This window comes from Phyllobacterium sp. GQ127, assembly GCF_059758635.1.
The window spans coordinates 441576-454700 of sequence record NZ_JCAXDZ010000002.1 but is presented as its reverse complement, the minus strand read 5'-3'; the positions used below and the strand labels follow the sequence as shown (position 1 = coordinate 454700).

Annotated in this window: 12 protein-coding genes; 4 read left to right on the top strand and 8 right to left on the bottom strand. The window is 54.0% G+C overall.

The window, feature by feature from the left end; genetic code table 11:
• Nucleotides 1-137: 137 nt before the first annotated feature.
• The 3 genes from mutL (at nucleotide 138) to AC6CHM_RS10565 (ending at nucleotide 2782) form a co-directional block, all read left to right on the top strand.
• Nucleotides 138-2000, top strand: a complete 1863-nt coding sequence (gene mutL / locus AC6CHM_RS10575; RefSeq protein WP_498173095.1) for a DNA mismatch repair endonuclease MutL — start codon at nucleotides 138-140, stop codon at nucleotides 1998-2000.
• A 96-nt stretch (nucleotides 2001-2096) separates the two neighbouring features.
• On the top strand, nucleotides 2097-2333 hold the full coding sequence (locus tag AC6CHM_RS10570; RefSeq protein WP_498173094.1) for a DUF2093 domain-containing protein: 237 nt from the start codon (nucleotides 2097-2099) through the stop codon (nucleotides 2331-2333).
• Complete coding sequence (locus AC6CHM_RS10565) at nucleotides 2330-2782, top strand: hypothetical protein (protein WP_336440543.1); 453 nt, start codon at nucleotides 2330-2332, stop codon at nucleotides 2780-2782. Before AC6CHM_RS10570 ends, AC6CHM_RS10565 begins: the two co-directional genes overlap by 4 nt.
• Here the strand turns inward: AC6CHM_RS10565 and lpxK are convergent.
• From lpxK to AC6CHM_RS10535, 6 genes are read right to left on the bottom strand one after another with little or no spacing between them, the layout of a single operon-like run.
• Nucleotides 2777-3808 (bottom strand): tetraacyldisaccharide 4'-kinase, encoded by a 1032-nt coding sequence (gene lpxK / locus AC6CHM_RS10560; protein WP_354342438.1) that lies wholly within the window; start codon nucleotides 3806-3808, stop codon nucleotides 2777-2779. The two genes, AC6CHM_RS10565 and lpxK, sit on opposite strands and share 6 nt — an antisense overlap.
• A complete protein-coding gene (waaA, locus tag AC6CHM_RS10555; protein WP_354342439.1) occupies nucleotides 3805-5127 on the bottom strand; it encodes a lipid IV(A) 3-deoxy-D-manno-octulosonic acid transferase in 1323 nt (440 codons plus the stop codon). Before waaA ends, lpxK begins: the two co-directional genes overlap by 4 nt.
• Complete coding sequence (locus tag AC6CHM_RS10550) at nucleotides 5124-5885, bottom strand: DUF374 domain-containing protein (protein ID WP_115055271.1); 762 nt, start codon at nucleotides 5883-5885, stop codon at nucleotides 5124-5126. The genes waaA and AC6CHM_RS10550 overlap by 4 nt, the downstream gene beginning before the upstream one ends.
• A gap of 43 nt (nucleotides 5886-5928) precedes the next feature.
• Entirely contained in the window at nucleotides 5929-6177 is a 249-nt protein-coding gene (locus tag AC6CHM_RS10545) for a DUF4170 domain-containing protein (RefSeq protein ID WP_115055200.1), read from the bottom strand.
• Nucleotides 6178-6222: 45 nt separating this feature from the next.
• A complete protein-coding gene (locus tag AC6CHM_RS10540; RefSeq protein WP_307283013.1) occupies nucleotides 6223-7032 on the bottom strand; it encodes a 3'(2'),5'-bisphosphate nucleotidase CysQ in 810 nt (269 codons plus the stop codon).
• On the bottom strand, nucleotides 7019-8362 hold the full coding sequence (locus tag AC6CHM_RS10535; protein WP_336440546.1) for a TldD/PmbA family protein: 1344 nt from the start codon (nucleotides 8360-8362) through the stop codon (nucleotides 7019-7021). Before AC6CHM_RS10535 ends, AC6CHM_RS10540 begins: the two co-directional genes overlap by 14 nt.
• A 143-nt stretch (nucleotides 8363-8505) precedes the next feature.
• Here AC6CHM_RS10535 and AC6CHM_RS10530 point away from each other — a divergent pair, with 143 nt between their 5' ends.
• Entirely contained in the window at nucleotides 8506-10338 is a 1833-nt protein-coding gene (locus tag AC6CHM_RS10530) for a monovalent cation:proton antiporter-2 (CPA2) family protein (RefSeq protein WP_115055202.1), read from the top strand.
• 2 nt (nucleotides 10339-10340) lie between these two features.
• Here AC6CHM_RS10530 and AC6CHM_RS10525 read toward each other — a convergent pair whose 3' ends face one another.
• Both AC6CHM_RS10525 and AC6CHM_RS10520 read right to left on the bottom strand, forming a co-directional pair.
• The gene (locus tag AC6CHM_RS10525; protein ID WP_435530069.1) at nucleotides 10341-11651 is read right to left on the bottom strand and encodes a M16 family metallopeptidase; all 1311 of its coding nucleotides are present in this window, start codon (nucleotides 11649-11651) and stop codon (nucleotides 10341-10343) included.
• Nucleotides 11648-13117 carry a M16 family metallopeptidase gene (locus AC6CHM_RS10520; RefSeq protein ID WP_115055204.1) on the bottom strand — a complete coding sequence of 490 codons (1470 nt, stop codon included), beginning with the start codon at nucleotides 13115-13117 and terminating at the stop codon, nucleotides 11648-11650. The genes AC6CHM_RS10525 and AC6CHM_RS10520 overlap by 4 nt, the downstream gene beginning before the upstream one ends.
• Nucleotides 13118-13125 lie beyond the last annotated feature (8 nt).

Here is a 13125-nt window from a genome sequence, read left to right as displayed (position 1 = left end):
CTCAAATAGGCGACAAGACCTAGCATCAAATCCGCACCGGTGACCAGATCGCGGCATTGCTAAAATTTGCTTGGATGATGAGCGACGCGCATGATTTGCGCATTTCGATACGCAGCCGAATCCACTATATCTGTGTAATGGCCATTAAACATCTCACCGAAACAATCATCAATCAGATCGCGGCGGGCGAAGTTATCGAGCGGCCAGCCAGCGTGGTGAAAGAACTCGTTGAGAATGCAATCGATGCCGGCGCAACACGCATTGATATTGTCACTGCGGGCGGTGGAAAGAACCTTATCCGCATAATTGACAATGGTTCTGGCATTCCCGCCGATGAACTTTCATTGGCGGTTTCCCGCCATTGCACGTCGAAACTGACCGATAATGTGCACGATATCAGAGCGCTTGGTTTTCGCGGCGAAGCACTTCCTTCCATTGGTTCAATTTCGCGATTGTCACTAAAGTCGCGTGTGGCCGATGCCGATTCTGGATTTGAGATCGCCGTTAATGGCGGGCGCATGGACGGCCCGCGCCCGACGGGCATGAACGGCGGAACAATCGCGGAGGTGCGGGATCTTTTCTTTTCCACACCCGCACGCCTCAAATTCATGAAAACGGACCGCGCTGAAGCCTCTGCGATCAGCGATGTGGTCAAACGTGTTGCCATCGCCTTTCCGCATATTCGCTTTTCCATGACCGGGAGCGACCGGACACCATTTGAAATGGCCGCAACGGGGGTTGGCTCAGAGGGGATGCTGGAGCGAATCTCGCAAGTGTTGGGCAAAGAGTTTCCAGAAAATGCCATAGGCATTGATGCAATGCGCGATGGCGTTCGGCTAAGCGGTTTTGCCGGTATTCCTGCTTTTAATCGTGCAAATAGCCTTCATCAATTCGCCTATGTGAATGGCCGCCCGGTTCGCGACAAGCAGATATGGGGCGCAATTCGCGGAGCTTATGCGGATGTTATGTCGCGCGACCGTCACCCCCTTGTCGTTCTTTTCCTCAATCTCGATCCGGAACTCGTCGATGTGAATGTCCACCCAGCAAAAGCCGATGTGCGATTTCGCGATCCTGGTCTTGTTCGCGGCTTGATAGTTGGAGCAATACGGGAAGCGCTCGGGCAATCCGGTATTCGGGCGGCGACCACGGGTGCGGAAGCCATGCTGCACTCTTTTCGACCTGGCGGCGGATTCGAACCTCGCTCAACAGCGCCAATATGGGGCAAGGAAACTGTCTCTCCCGGTAATCTGAACTATTCGGTGCAGCAATCGCCGTTCCGTCCTTTTGAGAGTGTCGCCAGCGCCTCGAGTCACGGCAACGGGTTTGCTGAAACCGTGCAGGAATTCCTCTATGATGGCGCTGCCGCTCTAAGCGCTGATGCCCGCGCCAGCACGATCAGTGCTTCGCCAGAATTGCTTGCCATGCCGCTCGGCGCTGCCCGGGCACAGGTTCACGCAAATTATATCGTCTCACAAACTGACGACAGCCTCGTTATTGTTGACCAGCATGCAGCGCATGAACGTCTCGTCTATGAGGCTTTAAAAAGCGCTCTGCACTCACGTCCTTTGGCGGCGCAGATGCTGCTTATCCCGGAGATTGTCGATCTTCCCGAGGAAGATGTGGGGCGGCTTGTTGCCCATGCTGAAACGCTGCAACGCTTCGGGCTTGGTCTGGAAGCTTTCGGCCCTGGTGCTGTCGCCGTTCGCGAAACCCCCTCCATGCTGGGCGAGATCGATACGCAAAAGCTGGTGCGAGACCTTGCAGATGAGATTGCAGAACACGACACGTCGGATGGCTTGAAAGCCATACTCGACCACGTGGCTGCTACCATGGCGTGTCACGGTTCAGTCAGGGCTGGACGGCGGCTTAAGCCCGACGAGATGAATGCGTTACTTCGTCAAATGGAGGCAACGCCGGGTTCAGGTACGTGCAACCACGGACGCCCGACCTATATTGAACTGAAGTTGACGGATATTGAACGGCTGTTTGGCCGGCGCTAAAGCGTTTTCCATTCTATGGAACCATTCAGGCAGACCTTGACCGCGAAAGTCGCAAAGCCGTAAATAGCGGTAAATGAACGAACTGGAATAAATGCAATGAACCGATTTGAAGGCCCCGGCTCTCGCGAAGCCAAAATTCGCTATCTAGACGGTGACTTTCAAGTCCTGTCTCCGGGGGCCTATGTCCTGTGCGCCGTCACTGGGGAAAAGATTGCTATTGATGAATTGAGGTACTGGAGCGTCGCGCGACAGGAGCCCTATGTGGACGCACATACTTCTTTCAATCGGGAATTGCAGAAAAATCCTGACCTGCGTCAGCGGAATAAGGCTTGAGCGTGTATAATCGTCGAACCCTTCTGCTTTCGCTCATCGGCATTGGCCTTACCATTAGCGGTTGTGCCACCAGCAAGGAGCCGCCGACCTATAGCGGACCAACCAAGACTATTCGCGGTTATTTGCAGGGACCGCCTTATGCCCGGCTTGGTGCAAGCACCGTTGTTTTCATAACGGCTTATGATGCGACAGGTGGCGTAACAGGTTCCATGCCAAAGATCGGCGCGACAAGCTTTACCCTGAATCGCAATGGCTATTTCCCGATTGCCTATGAGATAGAGATTCCCGCGAGTCATGCCGCTCCCCGCATTTCGCTTGCCGTTGAAATGCGCCAATATGGCAGGGTAACGTTCACCAATGATCGACAATATAGTCAAACGACCGGACGTAATCTCGACATACCCGTAAGAGAAGCACCGCCAAGGGTCAGAACGCGCAACTATCTATAGAGTTTTAAGGATGCGCGCCTTGGCGCGTTCCCTTGTATCGCGAATAATATTATGCGCGGTTTGCGGATGGCTGAAAAGAAGTTCCACATCCAGAACGAGTGTTTGCCTCGCCAATTCCTTGGTCACAGCACTTCCGTCAAACAATCTGACATGATCCTTTGCGGTCGTGATCAAGGTAAGCTGGTCTTTGGCTGCGTCCTTCATCAAATCAGCAGCGTCCTCATCCGTATAGGGATGGTGATCTGGAAAGGATTTGGTCTGTGCCACATCTAGTCCGGCTTCGTGCAAGGTCCTGAAAAACTTGGACGGATCGCCGATGCCAGCAAAAGCCAATAAGCGCCCCTGGCTTATCTGCGCAATGTTTTGTGGTTGAAGCACAGACTCATAAATCGGTTTTGCCGCCCTCGCAGCGCTGCGAACAAGCTGGTCGGCACCGCTGGCAGTGCCTATTCTGAGCAAGGCATCGGTTCGGACCAATTGGTCCGTGAGCGGTGCTCGTAGCGGCCCGGCAGGCAGGACTTTCCCGTTGCCAATTCCCCGGCCCGCATCGACCACCATAAGCGCATAGTCAAAATGCAGGCGGGCACTCTGAAAACCATCATCCATGATGATGAAATCACAACCCGACGCGATAAGCGCTTTCGCGCCAGCCACGCGGTCGGCGCACACGACAACGGGTGCATGACGCGCCAGCAGAATCGGCTCATCGCCAACATGGCGCGCGCTGTCTTTATCCGGGTCGACTTTGTGCAAGCCGGAAAATGCACCGCCATAGCCACGCGATACAATTCCTGGCTTCAGGCCCATTGAGGTCGCTGCTTTGGCCAGAGCAATCGATGTTGGTGTCTTGCCCGCACCGCCAACAGTAAAATTACCGACGCATAGCACCGGAACAGAGACGGATGGCGGCTTGGCGCGCCGAAGACGGCGACCGGCAACTGCGCCGTATATGTTGGCAAGAGGACTCAAGGCTCGCGCACGCCAATCCGGCTTTTCCCACCAGAATGGAGGCGCTTCTGACGTCATTTCCAAGCGCTTTCGCGATTGGAGAGTCGAGCCTGCAGCACCAAAGGCTGCAAATAGGGCTCAAGGGCTGTCATGGTTCGCGACAGTGATCCGCGCATGTCCTCGACTGTCTTCAGCCCCGCATCAATCATAATCTGCCGTTCTGCCGGATTGTTGAACAGGTAGTTTACCGCCCCTGCCAGCATATCCTTGTCGCGTACAAGTTTGGCAGCGCCATTTTTGATCAAGCGTTGATAGGAGTCACGGAAATTCTGCACATTGCGACCCGAGAGAATGGCCGATTTCAGCATAGCCGGTTCAAGAGGATTTTGGCCACCTTGCGCAGTCAGTGAGCGGCCGACGAAGGCAATCTCTGCCATCCGCAGATAAAGACCCATATCGCCGATTGTATCGCCTATGAATATATCTGTGTCCGCATCGATCGGATCATTTCGGCTGCGCAATGCAACCTTCATTCCCATCGTTTCTATCAGAGCTGCTACCTCAGCAGCGCGATCCGGATGCCGGGGCACCAGGATCGTCAGTAAGTCGCGATGCCGGGCCTTGAGCATTTGATGCACCTGAGCGACGATTTCCTCTTCGCCCTGATGCGTAGAGATGGCAGCCCATGTCTTGCGCGGGCCGATCATCTTTTGAAGTGCGACCAATTGCGAATTGTCCACCGGCGGAACGGCCGTATCAACCTTCAAATTGCCTGATACTGTCACCGGTCGTGCGCCAAGCGTACGGAACCGCTCACCATCAACATCTGACTGCGCGACAACGTGAGCGAGATTTTCAAACAACGCCTCTGCGATCGATGCACGCTTGTTCCACGCCGCGAAGGAACGGTCCGACAGGCGTCCATTAACGAGAACCTGCGGCACACGCCTTGTTCCAAGCTCGAGGATCGTCATCGGCCATATTTCAGACTCGCATATTACCGCAAGATCAGGCTGCCAGTGGGTCAGGAAACGATCAACCGCAGGCTTGAGATCAAGTGGCACATACTGGTGAATGACACGATCCCCAAGACGATCCTGAACCATTTTCGCCGAAGTCACCGTGCCGGTGGTCAAGACGACATGGATGCCCATTTCGACGATTGCTTCGACCAATGGCGTGACAGCCGATGTTTCGCCAACGCTGGCGGCATGAACCCAGACCAATGGTCCAGAGGGTCGAGCCACGCTGGCAACACCATAACGCTCGCCTTGACGACCGCGCTCTTCCTTGCCCTTGCTCGCACGGAAAGCAACATAGGCTCCCACTACGGGGAAAATTATAGCACCCGCCCACCGGTAGGTGCTGAGTGCCAATCTGGCCCACTTCTCACTCATATCGCGCCATCCACCAGTGTATGAACACGAAGCGTATTCGCATTCAGGCTGTCCGTCAGTTCAACGCGCTTAGCTTCAAGCATGGCATCATCAGCATCCTGGGGAACGAAAATCGGATCTCCGACAATCAGTCCTGACTTGCCGAAAGGCAATGGAACAGTTGTCTTATCCCAACTCTTTTCAAGAACTTTCCGTCGCGAGGTCAGGTAGCAAATTGGGAGAATTGGACGGCCCGATAATTTTGCAAGCAGAATAACGCCTATGCCTGATTGGCGAGGCGTACCATGGGGGATATCAGCAATCATTGCAGCAGTCTTGCCATCCTTCAATGCCTTTTTTAGGGCAAGCAATGCACGTGCACCGCCTTTTTCAGCCCCCTTTGCGCGGTCCCTACCGCCTGAACCGCGAATGATCTCAACACCGAAACTTTCAGCGACGCGCGCGTTCAATTCGGCATCCTTGCTGCGCGAAAACATTGCAACAAACCGGACATTGCGGGGCATGAGAAACGGTGCCATCAAATGCTGGCCGTGCCATGCAACCGCAATAAAAGGTTCGCCGCCACGCTTCATATCTTCGACATCAGACGAACCGGCGAGCCGAGGATTTGTAGCATTCACCAGCCGGAAAAACTGGGTAATAAGCCAAACTATCATCGTCCGCACAACCGGCGAATTTGCCAAAGGACCACGGACAGAACGCCAGAACCGCTTCAGCAACCCGTTTTTCTTCTTAGGCGAAGATTTGGAAGCTAACATAATTTCGCTGGTCGGCATTTCATCGTTTTGTCGTGTCACACGATCAACCTGATTTGCCCGTTACCGGATCAAGCAGCTTGTGCATATGGACGATGAAATAACGCATATGCGCATTATCGACTGTTTGCTGTGCTTTGGATTTCCAGGCGCGCTGTGCGGTTTCGAAGTTCGGATAAATTCCGACAATATCGAGATTGTCGAGATCGCGGAACTCGACGCCGCCTAACTTCTTAAGCTCCCCGCCGAAAACCAGATGCAGCAGTTGTTTTGTATCCGAGGTTTCTTCGCTCATAATTATTATCCAGATGATTTGCCAGATTGGAAGATGTCAGTCTGTTTAACCGAAGGCAGTGTCCGCTACAATGTTCAGCATGTTATCCATTAGTAGACCACTTGCCGCAACCAAAGCGCCGTGCCGGTAATCGCCTCTTTGAGTATTGCGCAGACCGTAGGTGAGTGCTTTGCCTTTTGCTGTCAAGACATTGCCGCCCGCTTCAGACAAAATGAGATCGGCAGCCGCCAGATCCCAATCATGGGAGTTCGGTCTTACGAAGGTCCCAGCAAGGTCGCCCCGCGCTACCATCGCCAGCCTATAGGCAAGCGACGCTATATGAGGGGCGCGTTCAATAGAGCCAAGAAATGATTCCGGCAGCTTATTGAGAAATCCTCCCGGCGCAGCAACTTTGAATGGCCGGCTTTCCGCCTGGGCATGGATGGGACTGCCGTTCTGATCAGCGCCCTCACCCGGCAAGGCACTTATCGTCTCATGACGAGCCGGACACTCAAGAACGCCCGCCACCGGACGGCCATTCTCAATGACGGCGACACTGACGCACCAAACATCAACACCTTCTATGAAAGCACGGGTTCCATCTATTGGATCGACAACGAAAAAGCGTTGCCTGGGTGAATCTATACGCTCATCAAGCGTCTCTTCAGATATCCAGCCATAATCAGGCCGTGCGGTCAGCAGCACATCCTTGAGATATTTATCCGCGGCAAGATCCGCTTCGGTAACAGGGGAATTACCGGTCTTGAGCCATATCTGGGGCGATTGCCCATAAAAGGACAGGGCTACGCGGCCAGCGCCTATTGCTGCCTCACGAATCAGGTCAAGATCTGCTCTGTTTTGGTCATTTTCCGGCAAGAGTCATGCCTTCTATAAGGAGCGTTGGGCTGGCAACGCTGAAATTGCGATCAATATCATTGGCTACCGTTAAATTAAGGAACATTTCTTTCAAATTCGATGCCAGTGTTACCTCGCTTACCGGGTAAGACAGCTCACCGTTTTCAATCCAGTATCCGCTAGCGCCACGGCTATATTGGCCGGTTATCATGTCAACACCCTGCCCAAACAGTTCCGTGACATAAAACCCTGTGCCAACGGCGCGGATTAATTCGTCCGGCGTTTTTTCGCCAGGCTCGATAGCAAAATTGGTAGATGACGGCACGACAGTCGAGCCCGAGCGTGTGCCGCGCCCGTTCGTGGTCAAACCCAATTCCTTGGCTGTAGACGTGGAGAGCAACCAGTGCTTCAGCACCCCATTTTCAACCATGTTCAATGGAACGCCCTCAAGGCCTTCGCCGTCGAAAGGGCGAGATCCAGAGCCCCGCACCCGCAATGGATCATCAGAGACATAAATAGCATCGCTGAGAATTTTCTCTCCCATGCGATCTTTTAGAAAGCTGGTTTTGCGGGCAACCGATGCTCCGTTGATGGCGCTCGCCAAATGCGAGGCAATGCCACGCGCCACGCGCGGATCGTAGACGACATTGACGCGCCCCGTCTGCGCCTGACGTGCATTCAGCCGCTTGACAGCGCGCGCGCCAGCGGAACGTCCGATAGCGGCAGCATCTTCCAGCTCACCATAATAAATACGCGACGAGAAATCATAGTCGCGTTCCATCGCGGTTCCAGTGCCTGCGATAGCACTCACCGAACGTGAAAAACGTGAGCCATTATAATACCCGGCAAACCCTCCCGAAGTGACCAGAACCAACCCGCCCATGCCGGCAGATGCCGAGCCACCGCCAGAATTGGTAATGCCTTCGACGCTGAGCGCTGCTTCCTCTGCCGCAAGTGCAGCTTCAGTCAATTGTGCGGCATCGACATTGGTTGGATCGTAGAGCTCAAGATCACGAATATTGCGCACGAGCTGTTCTGTTGCCGCTAATCCTTCGTAGGCATCATCCGGCGAAACCTTGGCCATTGCGACAGCTCGTTCAGCCAGAATCTTGGGATCAGAGCCCGTATTTGCGGAAATGCTCGCGATCTTGCGGCCGACAAAGACCCGCAACGAAAATTCGTCACTTTCCGAAGATTCGGTCGACTCCACTTTGCCCAACCGCACGTTAACGCCAGTCGAGCGGGAGCGCACCACAACGGCATCTGCCGCATCAGCACCAGCACGCCTTGCGGCCTCTACCAACGCTGTGGCACTGTCTACAAATTCGCGGGAATTTACCGGCTCGACCATATTCATCTCTAAGGTTGATTGCATGAGAGGATGCGAGGACTTATCTGACAAAGCCAGACGATGTACTCCACCCTATATGGTGCAAATCAGGGTCTATCAAGGCAAACGCGCGCAACATTTTTTAAGGTCCGGATCACGAGCACATGCTTTCACAGAGCGGCAACCTCTACTATCAGGCACTTGCACTTCTTGCAGGGGCGATTATTGCGGCCCCGCTTTTCAAGCGTCTCGGTCTGGGGACCGTGCTTGGCTACCTTGCCGCCGGGCTGCTGATAGGCCCCCTTGCCAATCTGATCACGGATGGCGAACAGGTCCTTCACTTTTCAGAACTCGGCGTGGTTTTCCTGCTTTTCGTCATCGGCCTTGAACTCAAGCCATCTCGTCTTTGGACATTGCGACATGCAATTTTTGGTCTCGGCGCAGCGCAGGTAATCGTTACCGGCGCTCTTTTGACCGGCTTGATCGTTGCGCTTGCCCTTATGAATTGGCAGGCCGCCTTGATCACGGGATTTGGCCTTGCCCTCTCATCGACAGCCTTTGCCATGCAGATTCTGGAAGAGCGCGGCGAAACGACCATGCCTCACGGACAGACATCATTTGCAATTTTGCTGTTTCAGGACCTGGCAATCGTCCCGCTTTTGGCCATGGTGCCTGTCCTTGCACCGGGCTCAGCAACGCATGAGGCAGATCCGCTGGGCAAATTTCTCATCGCCGTTATCTGCGTTGGAGCGATCATTGCCGTTGGTCGCTATCTGCTTAATCCACTTTTCCGGTTTATTGCCAATACCGGCGCACGCGAAGTCATGATCGCAGCAGCCTTGTTCGTGGTTCTGGGGGCGGCGACGCTGATGCAATTTGCCGGTCTATCAATGGCTATGGGTGCATTCATTGCCGGTGTACTCTTGGCTGAATCTTCCTATCGCCATGAGCTTGAAGCCGATATCGAACCCTTTCGCGGCGTGTTCCTCGGCCTTTTCTTCATGGCTGTCGGCCTGTCTCTCGACCTTGATGTCATTTTGCAAAATTGGCAGGCAATTCTTTTGGCTGTACCGGTTTTCATGGCAATCAAAGCTTTGGTAGTTTACCTGCTCGCCCGGATATTCCGCAACAATCACAATGATGCGATCCGTGTCGCGTTTTTCCTGCCACAAGGCGGTGAGTTTGGTTTCGTCTTGTTTTCGGCAGCAGCTGCCGCAGGCCTTATGACCGGTTCGGCTGCCTCAGAACTCGTTGCGGTAACAACGCTTTCCATGGCGGCGATGCCTTTATCGGTTGCCCTTGGGAATCGTTTTCTGGTCGATCACAACAAGAAGGATGAGATTGACGAGGACTTTGACGGGGCTGGTGCCGACGTCATGATGATCGGCTTCTCGCGCTATGGGCAGATTGCAGCGCAAATTCTTCTGGCGGGCGGCAGCGACGTTACTGTTATCGATGCCTCAGCCGACCGTATACGCGCGGCGAGCAAATTCGGATTCCGCATCTATTTCGGCGATGGAACCCGAAAGGAAGTGCTGGAAGCTGCCGGTATAAGACGGGCCAAGATTGTGGCAGTCACCACGCATAAGAAAGAAACGACAAACCAGATTGTTGAAATGATTCAGGCCGAGTATCCGGATATAAAGCTTTTTGTACGATCTTACGATCGCGTACATACGCTGAAGCTACGCGCTCGCGGCGTCCATTATGAGCTGCGTGAAACCTTTGAATCCGGCCTGGTGTTCGGGCGGCGAGCGCTTGAGGAACTCGGCGTTAGCGAAGATCTTGCCTACGAAATAGTGCAGGACATTCGCCAACGCGATGAGGACAGGCTACACCTGCAGGCGGCAGAAGGTCTGTCTGCCGGTAATGATCTTCTTCTCACACGACCGGTAACACCTGAGCCTTTGGTCAAGCCAACACGCGAGGCTCAACGTATAGACACTGTTCCGGACGAGGAGATCGACGCCAAACCTGTGCCAACGCCGGCTGAATAAACTCAGGATTGCGGCGGCCCGACGATCAACACGGCAGGGCTCGTCAACAGCAGTTTTTGTGCCGCAGCCTTGACCTGCTCAAGCGTTACCGAGTTGATAAGATCAGCGCGTCTGTCGATATAATCACGACCAAGCTTTTGATCCTGCAAACCGACAAGAGTGCTGGCCACCGCTGACGATGAATCCAGATTGTTTACGGCATAAGAGCCAACCAGATACTTCTTCGCCTCAACCAGTTCTTCTTCTGTCGGCCCATCCTTGGCCATGCGCGCAACCTCATCTTTCAGAATTTGCAAAGTCTCATTAGACCGATCAGCACGTGTCGCGGTCGAGATTATCAGCGCGGACATATGGTCTTTGGTCGCAAGGGTCGAACCCGCGGAATAGGCAAGGCCACGCTTTTCACGAACTTCATTGTAGATACGTGAAGAGAATGTGCCGCCACCCAGAATGTGGTTCATGATGAAAACCGGAAAAAAGTCCGGATCCTGACGGCGGACGCCCGGATAAACCATTGAGATTGACGTCTGGGGCAAGACATAATCCACCCGCGTGGTTCGATCCAAGCCCAGCTTTGCGTCGCTGACGGGTTCAAGCTGTGCCTTCTCAGGAAGATCGCCAAATACCTTGTCCAGCAAAGCAGCGAAATCCTCAGGGCTGATGGAGCCGACCGCTGCAACAATCAGATTATCGCGGGCAAAATTGCGTTTGTGGAACGTGGCAAGATCATCATGCGTTATAGTGCCCAGCGTCTCCACTTTACCTTCCGACTGACGGCCATAGGGATGCGAACCATAGAGGGCTTCAGCAAATTTGCGCCCTGCTATAGTGTTGGGATCGCGCTCGGACGCCTTTATTCCAGCCACAACCTGCTGGCGAATACGGTCAATAGGAGCTTGATCGAAGCGTGGCTTATTGACAGCGAGAGCAAGCAAGTCGACAGCAGCATCACGTCTGTCCGAAAGCATACGTACTGTGCCGGAGATCGCATCATCATCGGCGCTGAAACTCATTTCAGCACCGACATCATCGAGCTGCTGCTGAAATTTTTCGGAATCCAGATCGCCCGCGCCTTCGTCAAAAAGGCCGGTCATCAGATTGGCTATCCCATCCTTACCTGATGGGTCTTGCGCAGAACCGCCTTTGAACGAAAAGCGCATGGAGATGAGCGGGACGAAATCGTCCTGCACCAGCCATGCCCGAATGCCTTTGGGCGATACTACTTCCTTGATTTCGACGGCATAGGCAGGCGCGATGGTAATGGCGGCGAGCACAAACGCAGCGGCAAATCGCTTCATGATGGATGCACTCATTGGACAACTCCCTGCGCTGGTGCTTCACCCTCGCCTGCATTCTGCGTCTGGTTTTCGGTTTTTTTATCGGGCGTGCCCGCTTCCGGCATCAGATAGCTCGTGACTGAACGGCTATCGACGAGATATCGCTTGGCCACGTCCTGGATATCCTGAACTTTCACCGCCTTTATGCGATCCGGCCACTCTTCGATGTCTTTGATGGTTTGGCCCGTAGATAGTGTCGAGCCGTAAATGCGAGCCATACCGGTTTGACTGTCTCGCGCGAAAATAACGCTTTTCAAAAAGCGGTTTCTGGCTTTTTCCAGTTCGTCTTCAGTAACGCCATCCTTGATAATCCGGGCAACCTGCGCATCGATGCCATTTTCGACATCTTTTAATGTGGCATCGCCACGGGGCGACCCATAAACGCCAAAACTGCCATCATCGAGCGAAGAGCCCTGATAATATGCGCCAGCGCTTGCCGCTGAGCCATCCTTGACCACCAGTGTCTGGTAGATACGGCTGCGCGCAGAGCCACCCAGAATTTCGCTGAGCAGATCAAGTGCCTCTGCTTCGCCGGGTTTTGCATTGGTATAGGACGGGGCAAGCCACATCTTCTGGAAGCTGGGTTGAGAAACACGCGGGTCGGCCAGCGAAACCGTACGTTTGGTATTCTGTTCAGGTTCCTGCGGACGCTCGCGCTTGCCGGGCTCTGCCCGCCGTGGAACCTTGCCATAGGTCTTTTCCGCAAGTGCCTTAACGGTAGCGCTGTCTACGTCACCAGATACAACAAGCGTCGCATTATTGGGTGTGTAATATTTTTGATAGAAGGCCAGAGCATCTGTCAGATTGAGCTTCTCCATCTCATGCAGCCAGCCGATTACCGGCATCCGATATGGATGGTTCTGATAAAGCGTGGCATTCACTTCTTCCGAGAGCAATGAAGACGGATTGCTATCAACGCGCGATCGGCGCTCTTCCAGAACGACATCCCGTTCCGTCTTGACCACTTCATCGTTCAGGATGAGATTTTCCATCCGGTCAGCTTCATAGGTCATAGCCATTTCCAGCGCCTGTGGAGCGAGCTGCTGGTAGAAGGCCGTATAATCGTAGGATGTGAACGCGTTTTCCTGTCCGCCAATCTCGGCAACCTTGCGCGAGAACTCACCGGCCGGATAGGTCTTGGTCGCCTTGAACATCAAATGCTCGAAGAAGTGGGCAATACCAGATTTTCCCGGCTCCTCGTCGGCAGATCCGACATGATACCACAGCATGTGCGTGACAACGGGGGCACGGTGGTCGGGAATAACAACAACTTCCAGCCCATTTTCGAGATGGAACGAGCTGACATCATTCTTGATCGAGGCGTTGGCTGCAACCAATGTTGCAGTCTTTGTTTCCGCTCGCACTGGAAGGGTTGAAAACGAGGCGAAAACCACGCCCGACAAGACAAATGCCGCAACAAGGCGGCCTTGAGCAAGAAGCATTCAGATCA

Coding starts and splice junctions, on each gene's coding strand:
- waaA (WP_354342439.1), bottom strand. CDS start 5,127: ATGAGTGAGAAGTGGGCCAGATTGGCACTCAGCACCTACCGGTGGGCG.
- AC6CHM_RS10570 (WP_498173094.1), top strand. CDS start 2,097: ATGAACCGATTTGAAGGCCCCGGCTCTCGCGAAGCCAAAATTCGCTAT.
- AC6CHM_RS10545 (WP_115055200.1), bottom strand. CDS start 6,177: ATGAGCGAAGAAACCTCGGATACAAAACAACTGCTGCATCTGGTTTTC.
- AC6CHM_RS10530 (WP_115055202.1), top strand. CDS start 8,506: ATGCTTTCACAGAGCGGCAACCTCTACTATCAGGCACTTGCACTTCTT.
- AC6CHM_RS10535 (WP_336440546.1), bottom strand. CDS start 8,362: ATGGTCGAGCCGGTAAATTCCCGCGAATTTGTAGACAGTGCCACAGCG.
- AC6CHM_RS10520 (WP_115055204.1), bottom strand. CDS start 13,117: ATGCTTCTTGCTCAAGGCCGCCTTGTTGCGGCATTTGTCTTGTCGGGC.
- mutL (WP_498173095.1), top strand. CDS start 138: ATGGCCATTAAACATCTCACCGAAACAATCATCAATCAGATCGCGGCG.
- AC6CHM_RS10525 (WP_435530069.1), bottom strand. CDS start 11,651: ATGAGTGCATCCATCATGAAGCGATTTGCCGCTGCGTTTGTGCTCGCC.
- lpxK (WP_354342438.1), bottom strand. CDS start 3,808: ATGACGTCAGAAGCGCCTCCATTCTGGTGGGAAAAGCCGGATTGGCGT.
- AC6CHM_RS10550 (WP_115055271.1), bottom strand. CDS start 5,885: ATGTTAGCTTCCAAATCTTCGCCTAAGAAGAAAAACGGGTTGCTGAAG.